21 protein-coding genes are annotated in these 19,647 nt (G+C 31.1%); 14 read left to right on the forward strand and 7 right to left on the reverse strand.

Features of this window, described 5'->3' with window-relative positions:
• Window positions 1–137: 137 nt before the first annotated feature.
• Window positions 138–1,100, reverse strand: coding sequence for a biotin synthase BioB (gene bioB, locus MHH94_RS01565; RefSeq protein ID WP_078355259.1), 963 nt, complete (start codon window positions 1,098–1,100; stop codon window positions 138–140).
• 173 nt (window positions 1,101–1,273) lie between these two features.
• On the opposite strand from bioB, the gene MHH94_RS01570 reads away from it, so the two are divergent.
• Genes MHH94_RS01570 through MHH94_RS01580 form a run of 3 tightly spaced genes read left to right on the forward strand, consistent with a single transcriptional unit; the run spans window position 1,274 to window position 2,723 of the window.
• Window positions 1,274–1,903: an NDxxF motif lipoprotein gene (locus MHH94_RS01570; protein WP_232181814.1), complete on the forward strand. Its 630-nt coding sequence runs from the start codon at window positions 1,274–1,276 to the stop codon at window positions 1,901–1,903.
• 27 nt (window positions 1,904–1,930) lie between these two features.
• Window positions 1,931–2,320: a hypothetical protein gene (locus MHH94_RS01575; protein WP_232179647.1), complete on the forward strand. Its 390-nt coding sequence runs from the start codon at window positions 1,931–1,933 to the stop codon at window positions 2,318–2,320.
• 28 nt (window positions 2,321–2,348) lie between these two features.
• A complete protein-coding gene (locus tag MHH94_RS01580) occupies window positions 2,349–2,723 on the forward strand; it encodes a hypothetical protein (RefSeq protein ID WP_084755962.1) in 375 nt (124 codons plus the stop codon).
• A 56-nt stretch (window positions 2,724–2,779) separates the two neighbouring features.
• Here the strand turns inward: MHH94_RS01580 and add are convergent, their stop codons facing one another.
• Window positions 2,780–3,757, reverse strand: a complete 978-nt coding sequence (gene add / locus MHH94_RS01585) for an adenosine deaminase (RefSeq protein ID WP_084755960.1) — start codon at window positions 3,755–3,757, stop codon at window positions 2,780–2,782.
• Window positions 3,758–3,999: 242 nt separating this feature from the next.
• Between add and MHH94_RS01590 the strand changes: the two genes are divergently transcribed.
• From MHH94_RS01590 to MHH94_RS01615, 6 genes are all read left to right on the forward strand, one after another.
• Entirely contained in the window at window positions 4,000–5,349 is a 1,350-nt protein-coding gene (locus tag MHH94_RS01590; protein ID WP_048540547.1) for an amino acid permease, read from the forward strand.
• Between the two features lie 210 nt (window positions 5,350–5,559).
• A complete protein-coding gene (locus MHH94_RS01595; protein ID WP_078355254.1) occupies window positions 5,560–6,498 on the forward strand; it encodes an ABC transporter substrate-binding protein in 939 nt (312 codons plus the stop codon).
• A 70-nt stretch (window positions 6,499–6,568) separates the two neighbouring features.
• Window positions 6,569–7,555 (forward strand): FecCD family ABC transporter permease, encoded by a 987-nt coding sequence (locus tag MHH94_RS01600; RefSeq protein WP_058592158.1) that lies wholly within the window; start codon window positions 6,569–6,571, stop codon window positions 7,553–7,555.
• Complete coding sequence (locus tag MHH94_RS01605) at window positions 7,552–8,523, forward strand: FecCD family ABC transporter permease (protein WP_106417806.1); 972 nt, start codon at window positions 7,552–7,554, stop codon at window positions 8,521–8,523. Before MHH94_RS01600 ends, MHH94_RS01605 begins: the two co-directional genes overlap by 4 nt.
• A 117-nt stretch (window positions 8,524–8,640) precedes the next feature.
• Window positions 8,641–9,204 (forward strand): cysteine hydrolase family protein, encoded by a 564-nt coding sequence (locus MHH94_RS01610; RefSeq protein WP_340839374.1) that lies wholly within the window; start codon window positions 8,641–8,643, stop codon window positions 9,202–9,204.
• A gap of 16 nt (window positions 9,205–9,220) precedes the next feature.
• On the forward strand, window positions 9,221–10,585 hold the full coding sequence (locus MHH94_RS01615; protein WP_232181818.1) for an MFS transporter: 1,365 nt from the start codon (window positions 9,221–9,223) through the stop codon (window positions 10,583–10,585).
• A gap of 160 nt (window positions 10,586–10,745) precedes the next feature.
• Here the strand turns inward: MHH94_RS01615 and MHH94_RS01620 are convergent, their stop codons facing one another.
• On the reverse strand, window positions 10,746–11,669 hold the full coding sequence (locus tag MHH94_RS01620) for an ABC transporter substrate-binding protein (RefSeq protein ID WP_107609362.1): 924 nt from the start codon (window positions 11,667–11,669) through the stop codon (window positions 10,746–10,748).
• Between the two features lie 169 nt (window positions 11,670–11,838).
• Here MHH94_RS01620 and MHH94_RS01625 point away from each other — a divergent pair, with 169 nt between their 5' ends.
• Both MHH94_RS01625 and yidC read left to right on the forward strand, forming a co-directional pair.
• On the forward strand, window positions 11,839–12,108 hold the full coding sequence (locus tag MHH94_RS01625; RefSeq protein ID WP_037590157.1) for a hypothetical protein: 270 nt from the start codon (window positions 11,839–11,841) through the stop codon (window positions 12,106–12,108).
• A gap of 29 nt (window positions 12,109–12,137) precedes the next feature.
• The gene (gene yidC, locus MHH94_RS01630; protein WP_048540554.1) at window positions 12,138–12,896 is read left to right on the forward strand and encodes a membrane protein insertase YidC; all 759 of its coding nucleotides are present in this window, start codon (window positions 12,138–12,140) and stop codon (window positions 12,894–12,896) included.
• Window positions 12,897–13,120: 224 nt separating this feature from the next.
• Here yidC and MHH94_RS01635 read toward each other — a convergent pair whose 3' ends face one another.
• The 3 genes from MHH94_RS01635 to MHH94_RS01645 are packed head-to-tail and all read right to left on the reverse strand — an operon-like array spanning window position 13,121 to window position 15,615.
• Entirely contained in the window at window positions 13,121–13,474 is a 354-nt protein-coding gene (locus MHH94_RS01635) for a hypothetical protein (RefSeq protein WP_078355249.1), read from the reverse strand.
• A gap of 13 nt (window positions 13,475–13,487) precedes the next feature.
• The gene (locus tag MHH94_RS01640; RefSeq protein WP_058592165.1) at window positions 13,488–14,951 is read right to left on the reverse strand and encodes a sensor histidine kinase; all 1,464 of its coding nucleotides are present in this window, start codon (window positions 14,949–14,951) and stop codon (window positions 13,488–13,490) included.
• A 4-nt stretch (window positions 14,952–14,955) separates the two neighbouring features.
• Window positions 14,956–15,615 carry a response regulator transcription factor gene (locus MHH94_RS01645; protein ID WP_058592166.1) on the reverse strand — a complete coding sequence of 220 codons (660 nt, stop codon included), beginning with the start codon at window positions 15,613–15,615 and terminating at the stop codon, window positions 14,956–14,958.
• Between the two features lie 134 nt (window positions 15,616–15,749).
• Here MHH94_RS01645 and MHH94_RS01650 point away from each other — a divergent pair, with 134 nt between their 5' ends.
• Window positions 15,750–16,925 (forward strand): DUF418 domain-containing protein, encoded by a 1,176-nt coding sequence (locus MHH94_RS01650; RefSeq protein ID WP_232181819.1) that lies wholly within the window; start codon window positions 15,750–15,752, stop codon window positions 16,923–16,925.
• Window positions 16,926–16,932: 7 nt separating this feature from the next.
• On the forward strand, window positions 16,933–17,154 hold the full coding sequence (locus MHH94_RS01655) for a hypothetical protein (RefSeq protein WP_048540559.1): 222 nt from the start codon (window positions 16,933–16,935) through the stop codon (window positions 17,152–17,154).
• A 56-nt stretch (window positions 17,155–17,210) separates the two neighbouring features.
• Here MHH94_RS01655 and MHH94_RS01660 read toward each other — a convergent pair whose 3' ends face one another.
• Window positions 17,211–17,657 (reverse strand): MarR family winged helix-turn-helix transcriptional regulator, encoded by a 447-nt coding sequence (locus tag MHH94_RS01660; protein ID WP_025906982.1) that lies wholly within the window; start codon window positions 17,655–17,657, stop codon window positions 17,211–17,213.
• 214 nt (window positions 17,658–17,871) lie between these two features.
• Between MHH94_RS01660 and MHH94_RS01665 the strand changes: the two genes are divergently transcribed.
• Window positions 17,872–19,515 carry an alpha-keto acid decarboxylase family protein gene (locus tag MHH94_RS01665; RefSeq protein WP_106417655.1) on the forward strand — a complete coding sequence of 548 codons (1,644 nt, stop codon included), beginning with the start codon at window positions 17,872–17,874 and terminating at the stop codon, window positions 19,513–19,515.
• Window positions 19,516–19,647: the final 132 nt, after the last annotated feature.

Consider the following 19,647-nt stretch of genomic DNA (forward strand, 5'->3'; position numbering starts at 1 on the left):
TCAGTTCAATATAGCGCTTACATTATTAAAAATTAAAAAGCTTTCTACAACACATTAAAGTGTAATAGAAAGCATATGTTCATTGTAACATTTTACATTAAAAAATAATATAATAAATTGAAAATTCTAATAATAATTTAATAATCAATTTCAAATCCTAAATCTTGAATCATGTCATAATCCATTTGATTTGGTTGACCACCAGTAATTAAATAATCTCCAACAAAAATAGAGTTTGCTACCATAAGAGATAATGATTGAAGCGTTCTTAAATTTACCTCACGACCACCAGCAATACGTATTTCTTTCGTAGGATTAATGAGCCTAAACATACATAGAATTCTAATACATTTCATAGGCGTTAAGTCATCCATACTACCAAATTTCGTACCTTTTATAGGGTGTAAGAAATTGACTGGAATACTATCAGCATCTAATTGATTCAATGTAAAAGCCATATCGATAATATCTTCGTCAGATTCACCCATACCACAAATCACACCAGAACATGGAGAGATATTCTTTTCCTTCATTATATTAATTGTATTTACGCGATCATCAAAACTATGTGTTGTCACAACTTCATCATGATAATTAGCACTAGTATTTATATTATGGTTATATCGGTCTACACCACTTTTTTTAAGGGACTCTGCCTGTTGTTCATTTGTTAATCCGAGACAAGCACAAACCTTAAGTTGAGGATGATTTCTTTTAATTTGTTCAACAGAATCAGTAATGTGAGAAACCTCTTTATCACTAGGACCACGACCACTCATAACAATACAGTATGTTCCAATTTTATTTTCAGAAGCCACTTTAGCACCATCGACAATTTGATTCTCTGGAATAAGTGCATATCGTTGAGATTTTTGTTTAACATCTCTTGATTGACCACAGTAACCACAGTCTTCAGGACAAATACCACTTTTGGCATTTAAAATCATATTCAGTTTTACTTTTTTACCATAATAATGATATCGAACTTTATAAGCTTCTTGAACAAGTGTTAATGTATCAATCGATTCATCTAGATAAATTTTTAAAGCCTCATCAAAAGTTAAGTGATGACCATTAATGATGTTATTTCCTAATGTCATTAAAATTCCCCCTCTTTAATTATTAATAGAATACTAATAATATTCTTTATTGTAAACCTAAATTATTAAAAGGTTAACAATTAAGTGCTAATTACTAAAATATGGTAGAAATTACAATGAACTAGTGATAGCATATATACTGAAAGATTTAAATTATATATAGGAGAGATAAAATGAAAAAGTTTAAGTCAGTCATCATATATAGTAGTTTAGCTTTATTGCTTGTAGGATGCGGAAACGAAGAAAGTTCAGCAAGTAAAGATAATGAGCACAATCAATCAGAACAGAAGGCAAATAAACATGAAAATGCAAAGTTGCCAACTGTTGTATTTGAATCTGATTTAACAAATGAAAAATTATCAAAGTCAGAAATATATAAAAGTATTCAACGTTATTTAGATACAAATGAAAGTATTTATAAAGTGACAACAAAGATTGAAGAAAAAGTATGGGACGAACAACCTTTAACGAAGAGAGAAGCAGATCAATTAGAAGAAGGTAGAAAACTTTTAGAAAAGAATGACCAGAACTTCTCAAATTATATAGAAAATAATACACTCCCAAAAGGTTATCAAAAAGAAACAAATAGAATCAGTCAGTACTTTACAACTTACAATCAAACAATTAAAAATTTAGATCAACAAGTGCAAAAAATAGAAGATAAAGCAGAAAAAGGTACCATCTCAACAAAAGGTATAAAAGATATCGTACCAGATAGTCAAAATGTAAATGGCAGACAACAAGCAAAAATAGAAAAATTCCTTAAACAAATCAATGTGAAGACGAATGCGTTTAAAAGGTAAAAGGTTATTTTGAAAGGTGGTGGTTGTATGCAGAAGCGATTATTAGAGAATCAAACACTAATAAGAGGAGCAAGCTTGTTTTTAATCTTTGTAATTGGAGCACTTTTATATTCATTTATGTCACTTCCGAAAATGCTTATTTTCATGGTTCCATTGTTTATATTATTGGTGCTATTTTGTGATTGGTTAAGAGGTGTAGAAGAAGCTAAGAACATAAAACGTTTTATGACCTATAGGGTAATTGTACTCTTAATTGGTGTTGTATTATTGGTTCAATATTTTTTAAGTATGTATCGAGAAGAAGTAAAGTATTTATACTTGTTTGCGTGGTTTATAATATCATTTATTGCTGACTTTATTGAGAAGAAAGGTTTCATTAAACAAAACAATGTGAACACGAATTTGGATAAAAGCTAAAGGTTACTTTGAAAGTGGTGGTTGTATGATGAAACAATTAATAAAAAATAGAGAGTTATTAACGGTGGTATTTGTATTTCTAATTATTGCCTTAAGTTTATTATTAGGTTTATTCCTAAATCTTGAACAAGTACTTATTTGTTTATTTCCGATTTTTATTATTTTTCTTTTATTTAGAGATTGGTTGAGAGGACGAGAAAAAGCTAAAGATTTCAAGAAATTTATGATATTTAGATTAGTTGTAATGATAATATTTTTGGTGATAATGTCATTATACATATTGAGTATGTACCAGAATAATCAATTTACGAATCCGTTATATATTTTTGGTTGGTTTATTGTATTATTCATTACTGACATTATTGAAAATAAATATTTCATAAAAAAAGAATCAAGTAAATAACAATCAAGAAACTTAAAAGGCTGGGACAGTATGATCTGTCTCAGCCTTTTGGTATTTTAATATTTCGTCTTTAATTGTTCTTTTTCAATGTCAGATATAAATGCATGATCTAATGCTTTAATATTAATGTCTTTCATTTCTACTATTGATAATAATTGATGGTTGTACAAGAGTTGATATTCTTGGTTTAGGTTTGTATTCGAAACTGTTCTATTATCTGTATTAATATTAAATGGGATACCTTGCTCTATGAGCTTTCTAATATTAAGTTCTTCTACTGATTGGATTGCTTTTGTTTGTAAGTTACTCGTTGGGCAAATTTCTAATAATGCGTTGTGTTGTTTAATATATGATAATGCTTGATTATCTTGAATTGCTGCAACGCCATGTCCTATTCTTCGTGCACCGAGTTCGATTCCTTCTATTATATTATGTATACATCCACATTCACCGGCATGCAATGTTAAGTAATGGCCAGAATCTGTAGAATGTTGTATAGCTTCCTGTATGACCTTTGTTGGAAAGGCTTCTTCAGGACCTGCAAAATCAAAACCTACAATATGACGATTGTTTGTATTTAACTGGTCTACTGATTTAAATAGGTCGATGTTTGTTTGGTTGTCGTGATGTCGCATGCCACAAATTAGCAAATTGACTTTAATATCATATGTATGTTCAGCTTCGATTGCTCCGTTGTTAACAGCTTCTAATATTTGTTCAATGTTTAAGCCTTTATCTGTATGGAAAAGTGGTGCAAATCGGATTTCTATATATTTAACGTTGTCGTGATGTGCTTGTCGTGCGACGTCGACAACAGCTTTTTCTAAGCTATCTTTTGTTTGTAGCACTTTTAAAATGGTGTCGAAAGATTTTAAGTAGTCGTCTAAGCTTTCACAATTTTGATCTACTTGAATATCTTCTAAATTAATAGATACATGTTGTTCTCGTGCGAGTTGTTGGATTAATTCGATGCTGACAGATCCGTCTAAATGACAGTGTAACTCTGTTTTTGCTACTTCGTTTATTGTAGACATTAGGAATATCCTTTCTTTACCTATGAGTATGATTTTTAAATATAGTTATATATTATAAACAATTTCAGAAATATCTGGTAGTATTTAGCACAAATGTGTAGATTTTGTGATTGAATATATGAAAATATTAGTTTTTTATTTGAAAATTCTTGGTATCCAATTATTAAAAATGCTATATTTATAGAATATTTTAATAATTATAGGTTGAAAATTTAGAACATACATATTAAGAAGGGTCAGACATGAATAATAATTTAAAAAGAGAGTTAACGTCAAGACAAATGCAAATGATTGCGATTGGTGGCACAATTGGTGTTGGTCTATTTATGGGTGCATCAAGTACGATTAAGTGGACAGGACCATCCGTGTTATTAGCTTATGCGATTGCAGGTGTATTTGTATTTTTAATTATGAGAGCTTTAGGTGAAATGGTTTACGTTTATCCAGATACAGGTTCATTTGCTAAGTTTGCAAATGATTATATTCATCCGTCATTTTCATTTGTAACAGCTGCAAGTAGTACATTTAATTGGATTATTGTCGGTATGAGTGAGGTTATAGCAGTAGGTTCGTATTTTAAATTTTGGTGGCCAGATTTACCTTCATGGATACCAGGTTTAGCTGTCGTTCTTATATTGCTTTCTGCAAACTTAGTTTCTGTTAAGTGGTTTGGTGAATTTGAATTTTGGTTTGCCGCTGTAAAGGTCGTAACGATTATATTAATGATTATTGCAGGTTTAGGCTTAATAATTTTCGGAATAGGTAATAACTTTAATCCGATTGGTGTTAGTCATTTATGGGATCGTGGTGGTTTCTTTACTGGTGGTCTAAGTGGTTTCTTCTTTGCATTATCTATTGTATTTGGTTCCTATATTGGTATCGAATTAATTGGTATTACTGCCGGTGAAACGAAAGATCCACAGAAAAATATTGTAAAAGCCATTAACGGTGTTGTATGGAGAATATTAATATTCTATATCGGTTCGATTTTCGTTATTGTAACGGTTTATCCATGGGATGAAGTGAATCAAATTGGTTCACCGTTTGTTGCAACATTTGCAAAAGTAGGTATTACAGCTGCTGCAACAATTATTAACTTTGTTGTAATTACAGCAGCAATGTCAGGTTGTAACTCTGGTATTTTTAGTACGAGTCGTATGCTTTATACGTTGTCTAAACAAAAACAAATTTCTCAAATATTCTATAGAACGAATAAAAATGGTGTCCCTCATATTGCTGTTATCGCAGTATCTATCGGTATTTTCTTCGGAATCGTCTTAGATATTGTATTACCACTATTATTAGGTAAAGATACGAATATATTTGTATATGTGTTCAGCGCAGGTGTGCTTCCAGGTATGGTGCCATGGTTCGCTATTTTAATTAGTCATATGAATTTTAGAAAGAGAGAACAAATTAAAGACCATCCATTTAAAATGCCATTCGCGCCGGTCAGTAATATTATCACAATTATTATGCTTATACTGGTTGTTATTGGTATGATGTTCAATGGTGAAACACGAATTTCAGTCATAATCGGAATCGTATTTATCGCGATTGTTAGTTTGTACGCATTTATTAAAAAGCCATAATATATGAATAAAAATACATGTGCATTTTATTTGCATATGTATTTTTTTATAGTCTGAATTAAAATTATAGTAAAGTTATCTGATAACTATGAATTGTTATATAACAGTTAAATAAAGGGTTTTATAAAATAAATATTCAAAATTGACTATAGACATCATTTTCTGAATATTATATAATTGATAACAGTTATCAATTAATAGGAGGACATCATGAATAAATATTCAAGAATTTTTATGGCGGTATTAGTTGTTTCGGCAATGTTTCTAGCAGCGTGTGGCAATAATAAAGGTAGTGAAGCAGGTGCTAAGAAATCTGAAACGATAGAAATAAAAGATGAATTAGGTACTCAAAAAGTTAAGAAGAATCCTAAAAATATTGTCGTATTAGAGTATTCTTTTGCAGATGCGGTTAAAAATCTTGGCAATACACCAGTTGGTATTGCGGACGATAATAAGAAAGAAATTATTAAAAAATTATATGGTGAAGATGTGAAATATACATCAGTTGGTACGCGTAAACAACCAAACTTAGAATCTATCAGTTCACTTAAACCAGATTTGATTATAGCGGATGTTCAACGTCATAAAGGTATAAGTGAAGACTTGAAGAAAATTGCACCAACACTTGTATTGAAAAGTAGAGAAGCAAGCTATGATGATGTGAATGGTTCATTTAAAACAATTGGTAAAGCTTTAGGTAAAGAAGATAAAGCTAAACAATTACTTGAAGATCAAGATGCAAAAATTAAAAAAGCTAAAGATAAAGTAACTACTAAAGAAAACAAAGGTGAAAAAGTATTGATTGCAGTTGCGAGAGAAGATGCATTTCAAGCTCATACATCTACTTCTTATGCTGGCCAGCTATTAACGAAATTGGGATTAGATAATGCTGTAGAATCTAAAAATGCATATGAAGATGTTAATTTAGAAAATTTATCTAAAATTAATCCGGATAAAATCATTTTTACAACTGATAAAAAGAATCCAATAACAGATGATTGGAAAGAAAAAGCGATTTGGAAAGACCTTAAAGCATATAAAAAAGGTCAAATATATCAAGTAGATAGAGACTTCTGGACGAGATTCAGAGGTATCAATGCCAATGAATATATCATAAAAGATTTACAAAAATATAACGAAAAGAAATAAATACTTGAACAATGAACGTACATACAATTGTCCGTTCATTGTTTTATTTCTGAGTTGAGTTGGTGATGTTATGAAAAAAGAAACAGTAATCATTATAGTATCAGTCATAATTTTAATTTTAGGGATTTTTATAAATTTAAGCTTTGCTTCATCAATTATGAGTTTTAAAACGATATTTCATGCTTTATTACATAATGATCACTCGAAAGATACATTAATTATTAGAACGGTAAGACTACCAAGACTATTAGTTGCGATTATGGTTGGCGTGAGTTTAGCTTTAGCAGGTACAATCATGCAAGGTATTACGAGGAATGCACTTGCTTCACCTCAAACATTTGGTATTAATGCTGGTGCTTCATTGGTGCTTGTGGCGGCATTGGTTTTCTTTCCTGATTATAATGGTAACCAAAGTGCGTATATTGGCTTTATTGGTGCGATTTTAGGTGGCGTGATTGTTTATACCTTTATTTATGGACATGAGAATAATCAAGTTCGTTTAGCCTTAGCGGGTATGACCATTCATTTGTTACTATCTTCGGTCACTGAAGTATTGATATTAATGAATGAAAATGCCACAGATATTCTATATTGGTTAACAGGTTCTTTAAACGGTAAAGATTGGGATAGTGTGGAAGTCTTATTACCATGGTTTGTAATCGGTACGATTATCACCATTATGTTAGCGAGACATTTAACGGTTATTTCACTTGGTGATGATTTAGCTACAAGTTTAGGTGTTTATAAGAAACTGATTTATATCGTATTTGGATTGATGGTTATTATTTTAGCAGGTTCATCTGTATCTGTTGCAGGTCCAATTGGTTTTGTAGGGTTAATTGCACCTCATATATCTAAGAGGTTGATTAGAGGCGGTTATGAAAGACATATTATATTAACAGCACTCATTGGTGCGGTATTACTCGTATATTCAGATGCGTTATCACATATTATTGCATATCCTTATGAATCACCCGTCGGAATTGTAACAGCTTTAATAGGCGGACCGTTCTTCCTTTACTTATGTAAAAATGGAAGGAGTGTTCAAAAAGGATGAAACTTAAATGGAAATATATCATCGTTTCACTCGTACTATTGGTCGCATTATTCATTCATCTACAAGTAGGTTCTCAGTTTATAGGTGCATCAAAGATTATATCTACATTTACTGGCTTTTCAGATGATTATGATTTTGTCGTTTATAATTATAGATTGCCAAGAATGATTATTTCATTGATTGGTGGAGGCTTATTAGGTGTATCAGGTGCAATTGTTCAAAGTTTACTGAGAAATCCTTTAGCATCACCAGATATCATCGGTGTCACAAAAGGTGCAGGATTATTTGCAGTCGCTCAAACATTGTTGTTACCAGCACTACCATTTTATTTCTTAGGTATTGCTTCATTTATTGGTGCAGTTGTACTCATCATGCTTATAATGCTTATCAGTAAATTGTTCCAAGCAAGTACATACACAATAGCATTAATCGGTGTTGCGTTAAGTGCAATATGCCAAGCAGGTCTACAATATTTCATGATTAGATATCCAGACAATATTAATACGACTTTATTGTGGTTGTCAGGAAGTGTATGGGGACGGAATTATGATGACTTATGGTTCTTTATACCTGGAGTTGTGGTGTTGCCGCTTATTTTCTTATTTGCTCGTAAAATTGACATATTAAGTTTAGGTGATGAATCTGCTGTCAGTTTAGGAGAAAAAGTATCGCTCATTAGAAATGTATATCTTGTAATGGCAGCAATTTGTGTTGGTTCTGTTGTGTCAGTAACAGGAACAATTGGCTTTATAGGGTTAATTGCACCTCATATAGCAAGGCTACTAGCAGGACCAAAAGCCATTAAATTGTTACCATTGTCAGCTTTAATAGGTTCAATATTCCTATTAGTAGCAGACGCAATAGGTAAAGGGTTGTTTCCTCCACTCGAAATTCCTGCAGGTGTTGTAACAGCCATTATAGGTGCGCCTTATTTCTTATATTTATTAAAAAAATCTCAAAGTGTATAGAGAGTTATTTAGCCGAAACAGTCAGAATTGTTTCGGCTTTTTGATAGGCAAAAATATTTCTTGAGAAATATTGCTGTGATAACATTGCATTAAAAAGAATATTAAGGAAGTGTAAGTATGTCTAATAAATCTGCTTTACTAGTAATGGATATGCAAAATGGTATTGTCGGTAGCTTATCTAATTCGAGTGAAATCATTGATAAAAATAAAAAGGCTATCGAAAGTGCTAGGAAACATCAAATTCCAGTTATTTTTGTGAGAGTAGCTTTTTCGAAAGGATTTCATGAAGTGTCGCCTTACAACAAATCATTTTCACGAATAAAAGCAAGTGGACAACAAATGAGTGTGAATGATGCATCAACTCAAATTATAGACGAACTTGCACCAAATGAAGATGAAGTCGTTGTTACAAAACATCGCTTTAGCGCGTTTACAGGTAGTAATTTAGAAGTGTTATTGCGTGGTATGCAAGTGGATCACCTTATTTTAACAGGTGTTGTAACGAGTGGTGTTGTGTTATCTACTTTAGTTGAAGCGGCAGATAAAGACTTTAAATTAACAGTCTTATCAGATGCGATGACAGACAGAGATATTGAAACACATCAATTTCTAATTCATAAGATTTTTCCTAGGTATGCGGAAGTAACTGAGACGATAGAATGGTCAAATACAATCGTATAGATAGGAAATAATTTTTATGCGTCAAGTTTCGAGTGAAGAAGCCTTTAATACGAAACTATACCCACCGATGATTTTAGGATCAATATTGAATCCCATTAATTCTTCTATGTTAGCTGTTGCACTTATACCAATTGCACAAGCCTTCGGTATACCTTTTTATCAAACAACATGGCTTGTGTCATCGTTATATTTAGCAACAAGTATTGGTCAACCGGTTATAGGTAAACTAATAGATATATTTGGTCCAAGAGGATTATTTTTATTTGCTACAAGTTTAGTAGGAGTAGCGAGTTTGATTGCGATTTTTACACCATCTTTTTATGGATTAGTATTAGCAAGATTTCTTATAGGTATTGGTACTTGCGCAGGTTATCCTTCAGCAATGTATTTAATCAGTTATGAGGGCAAGCGCACAGGTAAAGATAGTCCAAGTAAAATATTAACAATGCTATCTATATCCAATCAGACGATTTCTGTTATTGGTCCAACAATCGGTGGTTTGTTAATTCATAGTGGCGGTTGGCAAGCTATATTCTTAGTCAATATTCCACTTTCCATTCTTTCATTCGTATTTGGATTTTTATATTATCCAAAAGTTGAAAGTCCAAAGAAATTAAATGCATTAAAAGAACAGATAGACTTTATAGGTATAACGTTGTTTACAATTACTTTAACAACATGGATGATTTTCTTTATGGAGCCAAATCAATCCATTTTTTATCTATTTATAATTGGACTGTTCAGTTTGATTACTTTTATTATCATGGAACTCAAATCTAAAAAACCATTTATTGATCTAAGAGTACTTGGTCACAATGGTGCTTTAAATAATACTTATATAAGATCACTTCTTACAGCTGTTATTTCTTATAGTGTGCTATATGGATATGTTCAATGGCTGGAAGAGGGGAGAGGATTGACTGCAGCACATGCAGGACTCATGATGTTACCTCAATTCTTGGTTGGGATTTTTATGGCACAATTAACAGGTACAAGACTATCAATTAAGTTCAAACTATATTTAGGCACAATTTGTGCACTCATAACAATGATAGGCTTCCAATTTATTCATGCCGATACACCATTATGGATATTAATATTATTAGCTGCAATTTTTGGTGTGCCACAAAGATTATTAAATTTAGCAAATCAAAATGCACTTTATCATCAAGCACCAAAATCAATGATAGGCATGTCAGCAGGATTATTAAGAACTGCGATGTATATCGGTGCAATCGTATCATCCACGCTCATTAGTACTCTATTCAAAGGTGACCACATTACAAATGGTATACATGAATTAGGTCTATTCTGTATGCTGATTGGCATAGTTATCATCATTCTAACCTTTGTCAGTAGACGTTCATTAAGCACAAGGTAGACTGCGGGTTGTCTGAAGTTAGAGAGAGGGGAGGATGTTTTGGAGTGGTTGCTTTAAGTTAGATGTCTTGGCTTAAGTCCTGAATAAAGCCAAGAAACCACCCAATTTCACATTCCTCATCAAAAAAGAGCTAGGACATTTATCCTAGCTCTTTTCATATTTATTTCATTTCTTTAAATGCTTTTAAGAATATTTCTCTTTGTTTTTCTAATGAAATTGGATCGTTATATTGAGTTTCTGTTACATCAAATTTAACGACGTGATTATTTTTCTTAGCTTCTGTATTTGCCCAAACATTTGTATCTTCGAATGGTGCTTTCTGATTTCCGTTTGCTGCGATTACAACAAAATCACCTAAATATTTATCGAATTCTTCAGGTGTTATTGTGATAGCATTTGTTTTTTCTGTTGCTTTTTTTAGGTCTTTTGGTTGTTTCAAGCCCCAACCGCTATATAAAATTTCAGTACCTCTACCTAATTCATCACTGAATGCCATAAGTCCTTTTGGTGTTTGTTGTAAGACTGTTGCTGTTTTTCCTTTGATAAGTGGTTCTAAATCTTTTTTATCATCTTTAAGTTTTTTATCCCATTCTTTAATCCACTCTTTAGCTTGGTCTTCTTCGCCGACTAATTCTGCTAATTTAGTTGTATTATCTTTATATGTAGAAGTCATTGCATCAAAAGTAACGGTAGGTGCAATTTTTTTGAGTTTATTAAGGTTTTTGTCTTGTGCACTTGTAATAATGAGATCTGGTTTTGTTTTTGCAACTTGTTCAACATTTGTTTGATCTATTTTTTTAGCATCTTTCGTAACATCTTTAAGTACCTTATTTTGGTTAATAAATTCTGGTACTGCTACTGGTGTATGTTTGAACTTAACTAATGCGCCGACATATGTTGGATGTAATACTGCAATTCGTTTAGGATCTTTTGGTACATCAACTTTCTTACCATTATCCATCGTAAACGACTTTGTATCAGAGCTTGAATCTTTCTTACTACTTGAATCTTTATTGTCATTGTTGTTCCCGCATGCTGCAACAAATAAAATTAACGTTAATACTAAAATTAATAGCTTTTTCATTAAAAAACCTCCCCAATTCATTGATATTGATAATCTTTCTCAATTGTATCAAAATATTGTGATTATACAATAGGTTTTGTAAAATTTAAAGAGTGCAATTATTTGAATATCATATTTTTACCATGTATATTTAACGTAGTAAATTCGATTGGAAAGGAGTGAAGGCGTAATGGAATGGCTCATAGGTTTATTAGGTGAAGAAATATTAATTAATTATGTTGCATTTAGCATACATTATTTCATTCCTGTGTTATTAACGCTCTTGTTTGTCTACTTGCAAATGCAAGCAAACATCAAGCTCCACAAAGATTGGATTGTAAGATTTTCAACTGAAGTAGAGGATCAATACATTTTTGAATGGATAGTCCCTATTTTAAGGTGGAGAACACGTTGCTTATCCAAGACCGTCGATGAAGAAGACGCTAGTCCAATATATTAACGCATAATTAATATATTGGAGGAGAAATTTTGAAAAAATTATATACAGTTTTAGCATTTTTAGCAGTATCGATATTACTAAGTGGATGTGCACCACAAGAAGGTGGTGTATTTTATACTTCATTAGTAGAACCATTCATTTATTTGATTAAATTTTTTGCATCATTCTTTAATAATAGTTACGGCATTGGCATTATCATCGTTACCATATGTGTAAGACTAATTGTTATGCCGTTTATGTTGCGTTCTTTTAAAGGACAGAAGAAAATGCAATTTAAAATGAAGAAAATAAAACCACAAATGGATGAAATTAATGAGAAGATGAAATCAGCTAAAGATGAACAAGAACGTGCGCAATATAGCCAAGAAATGATGGCTTTATATAAAGAACATGGCGTAAATCCTTTAAATATGGGATGTTTACCAATGATTATACAGATGCCGATACTAATGGCATTGTACTTTGCAATATCTCATAATGATGCACTTGCAAGTCATAGTTTCGCATGGTTTAACCTTGGTACACCAAATATATTTATGGCTCTGATTGCCGGAGCACTCTATTTATTACAAGCATATTTATCAACAAAATATTTACCAGAAGAATCAAAAGGACAAATGAAATACATCATGTATATCAGTCCAATTATGATATTTATTGTAAGTATGAGCACACCAGCAGCACTGCCATTATATTGGAGTGCAAGTGCGATCGTACTCATCGTTCAACAATATATATCTAATAAGTACTTTAATTATCACGAAGACGAACTTCAAACAAGTTCATAAATAACAAAAGACGCTCAAGAATTGAGCGTCTTTTTATGAATAAAAAACATAAAAAATAACCTTCTATTCGCTTTAGCGTGCATATAGAAGGTTATTAAAATTATGTACAGATACCGTCACTTAAACGGGCTTGTTGAGGTAACGTGTTCCAGCACGTTACCTTTATTTGATTATAGAATATCATGAAAAAATACAATTTGTCTAGTGACTTAAACACCTGAAGCTCAATTCTCGAGCTTCTTTTTCTTTCTTCTCTTAATGATTTCATATGTAATCAAAATAACAACAATCACCATCATAGGGTATATTCTGTAATCGGAAGAAACAAATAATCTAATTAAGATGAATGCGATAATTAATGAGCTAAACTGTATTAAGTATTCTTTAGTAAAGATATTATATCTATCTTTTTTATATTTATTATTTTCTAAAACTAGTGGTGTAGCTACTGATATTCCTATTATTGCACCAATTAATGTCGCTAAATCCACTTTGTTGAAGATAATAAGTTGGGTTAATACAAGGATTGAAATCATATACAATCCATACGTCACACTATAAAACAACTTCTCCTTCATCCTTCCCAGCTCCTTAATTTAAATGGATTTTGAAGTTTACACCTTTTGTAGTGGGCATAATTTTAAAGGTTCCGTTATGAAATGTGATGCAATCCATAATGATCGTTGAACCGATACCGTGTCCTTCTTTGTTGTCTTTTGTGGTGTAATTTGAATGAAGCATATGTTTCTCTGTCGTCTTACTTATGCCAACACCGTCATCTTTATAATTAATTTCTAAACCTTCATTTATATTCTTAATGTTGATTTCAATGTTTGGGTTACGTTTATTATGATCGATACTATTATCTATAAGGTTCATCATCATACGTTCAAAATATAGTTTATTGCCATAAAATCTTTGTTCTGTTAACTGATTGATAATTTCAAGTTTGTCGTATTGTATGGTCCTTTTCAGCTGCTTTAATGTTTCTGTAATATCGAATGATTCTTTATGAATGGTCATTTGATCTGTTTCATATCTGAAGTTATTGTTTAAACTATCAATCAACTCAGTCATATATGCAGCTTTGTCTGAAATTAAAATTGCATATTTCTTAGTATCTATTTCTTCTGATGATAATAGTTTGGCGTAACCATAAATAGATGTTAAAGGTGATTTTAAATCATGAGATAGCTGATTAAGCCATTTCTCGCGGTAGTAATTAATTTGATTTTGATAAATTTTATCTTCAGTCAGTTGTAGGTTTAAGCTTTCTACAGAATCATTCAGTTCTTTAAATAATTTTTTGCTTCTTTTGTTGTAGTGTTTGGAGCTTGGTTTAAACAATTTACCTTTAGAAAGGTTTTCTATCCAATCCGTATAGAAGAATAATGGCTTAGAAAGTCTTTTAGAAATGATAAATGCGAAAATGATTACTAAAATCATGTTGAGTAAAAGTAATAACAAATAAGATAGGGCTAAAAATTTAAATGTCTTGTTTTCGATATCATTAAACTCATCTGTATATTGAACTTTATGATAAGCAGGATTATCTATAAATGTTAATTGATTATCCTTTTCGACATGATAATACTTATTGTAATTATTGATATACAAGCTACTTATTAATTTTTTAGTATCAATTTCTTCTATTGAATGTATGTGATGGTTGTGCGATTTTGGATAAATTAATATAACGCTATAGTCATCACTTCTGAAAGGAATGGCTTGTGTATTGTATAAGTTTTTAATAATTTTATTTTTTAAATTCATTTGTTTTTTAGGATAAAGGACATTGGCATCTTTATCGACAATATACAACTGAACATGATTGTCTTTTAATTTTTGTTTTAAATCATCATTTAGTTTATAGCCGTTTTCTTCATTTGATATTGAAAAATCCATATAAAAATCATCAACTTCTTCTATATCGGAATAAGCAATTTTTACAACGTTTGTAAAGAAAAGCCATATGCCAATTACACCTATAATAAAAGTAATCGTAAGAAAAATAAAAATGTATTTTGTGAATTTCCATGTGAACCTTTTATTCATTTCATTAACCTCTGTATATGTAACCTTTACCTCGAACTGTCTGTATAAGTTGAGGATTATTCGGGTCATCTTCTATTTTTTTGCGTAATGTTCGAATGTGTACCATTAATGTATTGTCATCCACACTTACGGAATACCCCCATACACGTTCGTATATTTGACTCTTCGTCAAAACTTGATTTTTATTTTTAATAAAATATGCGAGAAGGTCATACTCTCTTGAAGTCAGATTAGCTTTCTTATTATTTGTAATGACGTCAGTTGTATCTAGATTGACTTGCAAGTTCTTATTGTGATGCGTATTGATATTTTTAATATGTACAGATACGCGATAAGCAAGCTCAATAGGATCAAATGGTTTCTTCACATAATCTACGGCACCATTTTCAAACCCTTTATAAACATCCAAATCTGAATCTTTCGCTGTCACGATTATAAGTTTTGTATCTTCATGTTTAATATATTTGACGAGTTCATAGCCGTTTTCTGATTTTAAGTTTAAATCAAGCAACACGATATCAAAGCGATGCGCTTTTAATTTCGCTTCAGCTTCTGGTTTGTCACTTGCTAAATATATATCACCTAATTGTTTATTAGATAAGGATATTTTTATCAATGTTTGTATATCTAAGTCATCTTCTACTATTAATATTTTGGCAGTCATTTTTACACCTCTATATAATTGTATATTTTCATTTTATATGTATCTACAGGTATATGTAAAATTAAGTCAGATTTAAGGTTTATATAAGTCAGATTTTATTTTAACTTGCTAATATAATATGTGAGGTGAATAGAATGAACAGAATAGAAGTTGCTGATGCACTAAGAGGGTTTAGTTTATTTGGCATATTTATGGCCAATTTATTAATTTTTCAATTTGGTTTAACAGGGCAATTGTACATAGATCAATATCATTTAAGTGGTGTGAATCAAACCATTTATTATGTTATCAAGATTATATTTGAAGGTAGCTTTATGCCTATTTTTGCGATTTTATTTGGATTTTCTTTAGATAAGCTTTATCAATCTATGAAAAGTAAACAAATTAAACGTCCAAGAATTAAACTGTTAAGAAGAGCCATATTCTTATTAATATTAGGTAGTTTACATGCTTATTTTATATGGGAAGGAGATATCTTATTTGGTTATGCACTATCAATGTTAATCGTGATTCCATTTATATCATTGAATCGTAAATTTTTTAAATGGGTTACGATCGTTGGATTTGGGATGATATTAGGGTTGTCGATTGTTTCTTTATTTGATACTTCCGGTCCTATTATTGAAACAAGTGATAAAGCTTCGTATGTGCACGAAGTTAAAACATTATTTAGTGAAGGTAGTTATTGGGACATTCGTGAAGCGGATGACAATATTAAAGATCCACAATTCATGCAATTAAAATCAATGCTTGGCGATAATATAGGATGGTTATTTGTAATGATTTTCTTTATAGAAGTTCCATATTTCACACTAGGCATATGTTTATCTAAATATAAATGGTTTGAAAAACGTATCGAAGACCAACGCATTTCTAAATGGTTTATATATCTTATACCAGTATCGATATTAGGGAAGTCCTCTTATTTATGGTTATCGAATGAAAATGCGGCTGAGAGTATCACAATGATATTCGGTATATTGTTAGCGATTGGCTTTATTTGTTTATTTAAATACTTATATCAAACGTATCAACAAAACGTAATATTTAGAGGGTTTGAAAGTCTCGGTAAAATGTCGTTATCTATGTATATTTTACAAAGTATTATCGGAACACTCATATTATATGGCTATGGATTAGGATTCTTCGGAAAAGATGTACTTTTAGTGACGACGATTAGTTTTATTTTAATTTATGTATTACAAATGCTTTTAGCATCATGGTATCAAAAGCATTGGCGATATGGTCCGCTAGAATATATACTTCGAATGTTTACACATTGGAAAATTAAAGTAGGAAAAAGGAGATGAAATAATAATGATAGAAATAGTTAAGAAAGTCGCACGCATATTATTTGTCGTATTTTCAGGACTATTAGTTGCAAGATATGTCATTCAGCAGCTGAATCAATTTACTAATTTGCATTTAAGCTGGTTCTATTTAGAACATGTGCCATATAGTTTCATTATCATTGTTATTTTATACTTCATCTGTATTGTAGTTTATAGTTCATTGCGTACATATGGACAAAGTGATTAGTTTAAATATATAAAGAAAAGGAGCAGGACGTATTGTCCAGCTCCCTTTTTTGATTGCTATTCTTTTGGCTTAATAGATTTAACATTTTTAAATCCACTTTTCATACTTGCAAGGTGTTCCATAAAATCATGCCACTCTGTACCAGCTTCTTCAAACGTTTGCTGTAATAATTCATTTTGCGCTTGGTTCAATTTATGAACTAAAGCACTACCTTCTTCTGTAGGGTATAAATGTTTTACACGTCTATCATTGTCAGAATCTACATATCTAATTAATTTTTTTTCTTTTAATTTTTTTAATGAAGCGTGGGATGCTTGTTTAGATATTTCAAGTGTATCTAATAAATCTTTAATTGTTATACCTGGCATTTGATCTATAAAAAATAAAAATCTATGATGCTGTCTGTTCATGCCATGATTTTTAATAATATCGTCAGCTGTATTGATAAATGTTTTGTACGCGAAATAAAAAAGCATATGATCATAATTGTTTTTATTATCCATCGTGTCGACTCCTTTTCAACTATTATAAAGGATAGTTGTTAAAATTTCATTTTTAGGTCAATGATATTGACTTAATTTCAAAGTAGGTATATACTAAGAATTGTTATAGGGATTATTAAACATTTGATATTTAATCAAAGGTTTATTTTTTACATTAATAGGTCAACTATATTGACTTAAATTGATTCGTAAAAATAGAAAAGGAGAATCGGATATGAAAAAACGTGTTGGGGAATATTTAATGGATTCATTAAGTACAGTAGGAGTAGAAAAAGTATTTGGTGTTCCTGGAGATTTTAATTTAGCATTTTTAGATGATATTGTAAGAAGAGAAGATATGGAATGGGTAGGCAATACGAATGAATTAAATGCAAGTTATGCTACGGATGGATATGCAAGAATGAATGGTATCAGTGCAATGGTCACTACATTTGGAGTTGGTGAACTAAGTGCAGTTAATGGTATTGCAGGATCTTATGCAGAACGCGTGCCAGTAATAGCTATTACAGGTGCACCAACAACAGTTGTTGAAGAAGCGGGTAAATATGTTCACCATTCATTAGGTGAAGGTAAGTTTGATAGTTATAGAAAAATGTTTAAAGAAATTACAACTGCTCAAGGTTATATAACAGTAGAAAATGCTCAGACTGAAATTCCAAGATTAATTAATGCAGCATTAGCTGAAAAAAGACCTGTCCATATACATTTACCAATCGATGTAGCACAAGCAGAAATTGAAGTTGAAGAAGCATTCAAACCAGCCGAAATAATCAATCAAGATGTTTCTCAATACATCGAAATGGTACAACAAAAATTAAAAACAGCTCAGCAACCTGTTATCATTACTGGTCATGAAATTAATAGCTTTAAATTACATGATGAATTAGAACGCTTTGTTGAACTAACACAAATTCCAGTTGCACAACTTTCTTTAGGTAAAGGTGCATTTAATGAAGAAAGTCGTTATTATATGGGTATTTATGATGGTAGTATCGCAGAAGAAGATATTAGAAATTATGTAGATAACAGTGATGCTATTTTAAATATTGGTGCTAAATTAACAGATTCAGCGACTGCAGGTTATTCTTATGGATTTGATATTGATGATGTCGTAATGATCAATCATTTAGATTTCAAATTAAATGATACAACTTCATCAAAATTTACATTACCAAGTCTAATGAACGGATTACTTGATATAGAATATAAAAATGAAGCACATTTCCCAGAAAATAATCGTCCAGAAAAAGGTGATTACACAGTTGATAATGCACCACTCACACAAGAAACTTACTTTAAAATGATGCAAGATTTTATCGGATTAGATGATATAATTTTAGCAGAACAAGGTACTTCATTCTTCGGTGCGTATGACCTTAACTTATACAAAGATAATACATTTATTGGACAACCATTATGGGGATCAATCGGTTATACATTACCAGCAACAATCGGTACACAAATGTCTAATTTATATAGAAGAAATATCCTATTAATTGGTGATGGTTCATTACAATTAACAGCACAAGATATATCAACAATGATTAGAAATGACCTTAAACCTGTTATTTTTGTTATTAATAATGATGGATACACAGTTGAAAGAAAAATCCACGGCGAACACCAAGTATATAATGATATTCAAATGTGGGACTACAAAATGTTACCAGCCGTATTTGGAGGTAAAGATACAGTAGCCGTACACGACGTAGAAACATCTGCCGATTTAGAAAATGTATTCTTAAAAATTAACAATGAACCTAATCAAATGCATTTCATAGAAGTGAAAATGGGCGTTTCAGACGCACCAGAAAAACTAGACGCAATCGGACAAGCATTCTCAAAACAAAATAGTTAATACAAAGAGTCAGGGACATAATGTAACGTCTCTGACTCTTTTAGTATCTTGGCAGTAGATGACTGAGTTGAAAATGCGCTTGTAGCAAGCTTTTTCAACTCTAGTCATCCTTTCCGGGGCGGGACTAGGAAA

Source organism: Mammaliicoccus sp. FSL K6-3158 (genome assembly GCF_038005105.1).
In the GTDB taxonomy this organism is placed as follows: domain Bacteria; phylum Bacillota; class Bacilli; order Staphylococcales; family Staphylococcaceae; genus Mammaliicoccus; species Mammaliicoccus sciuri.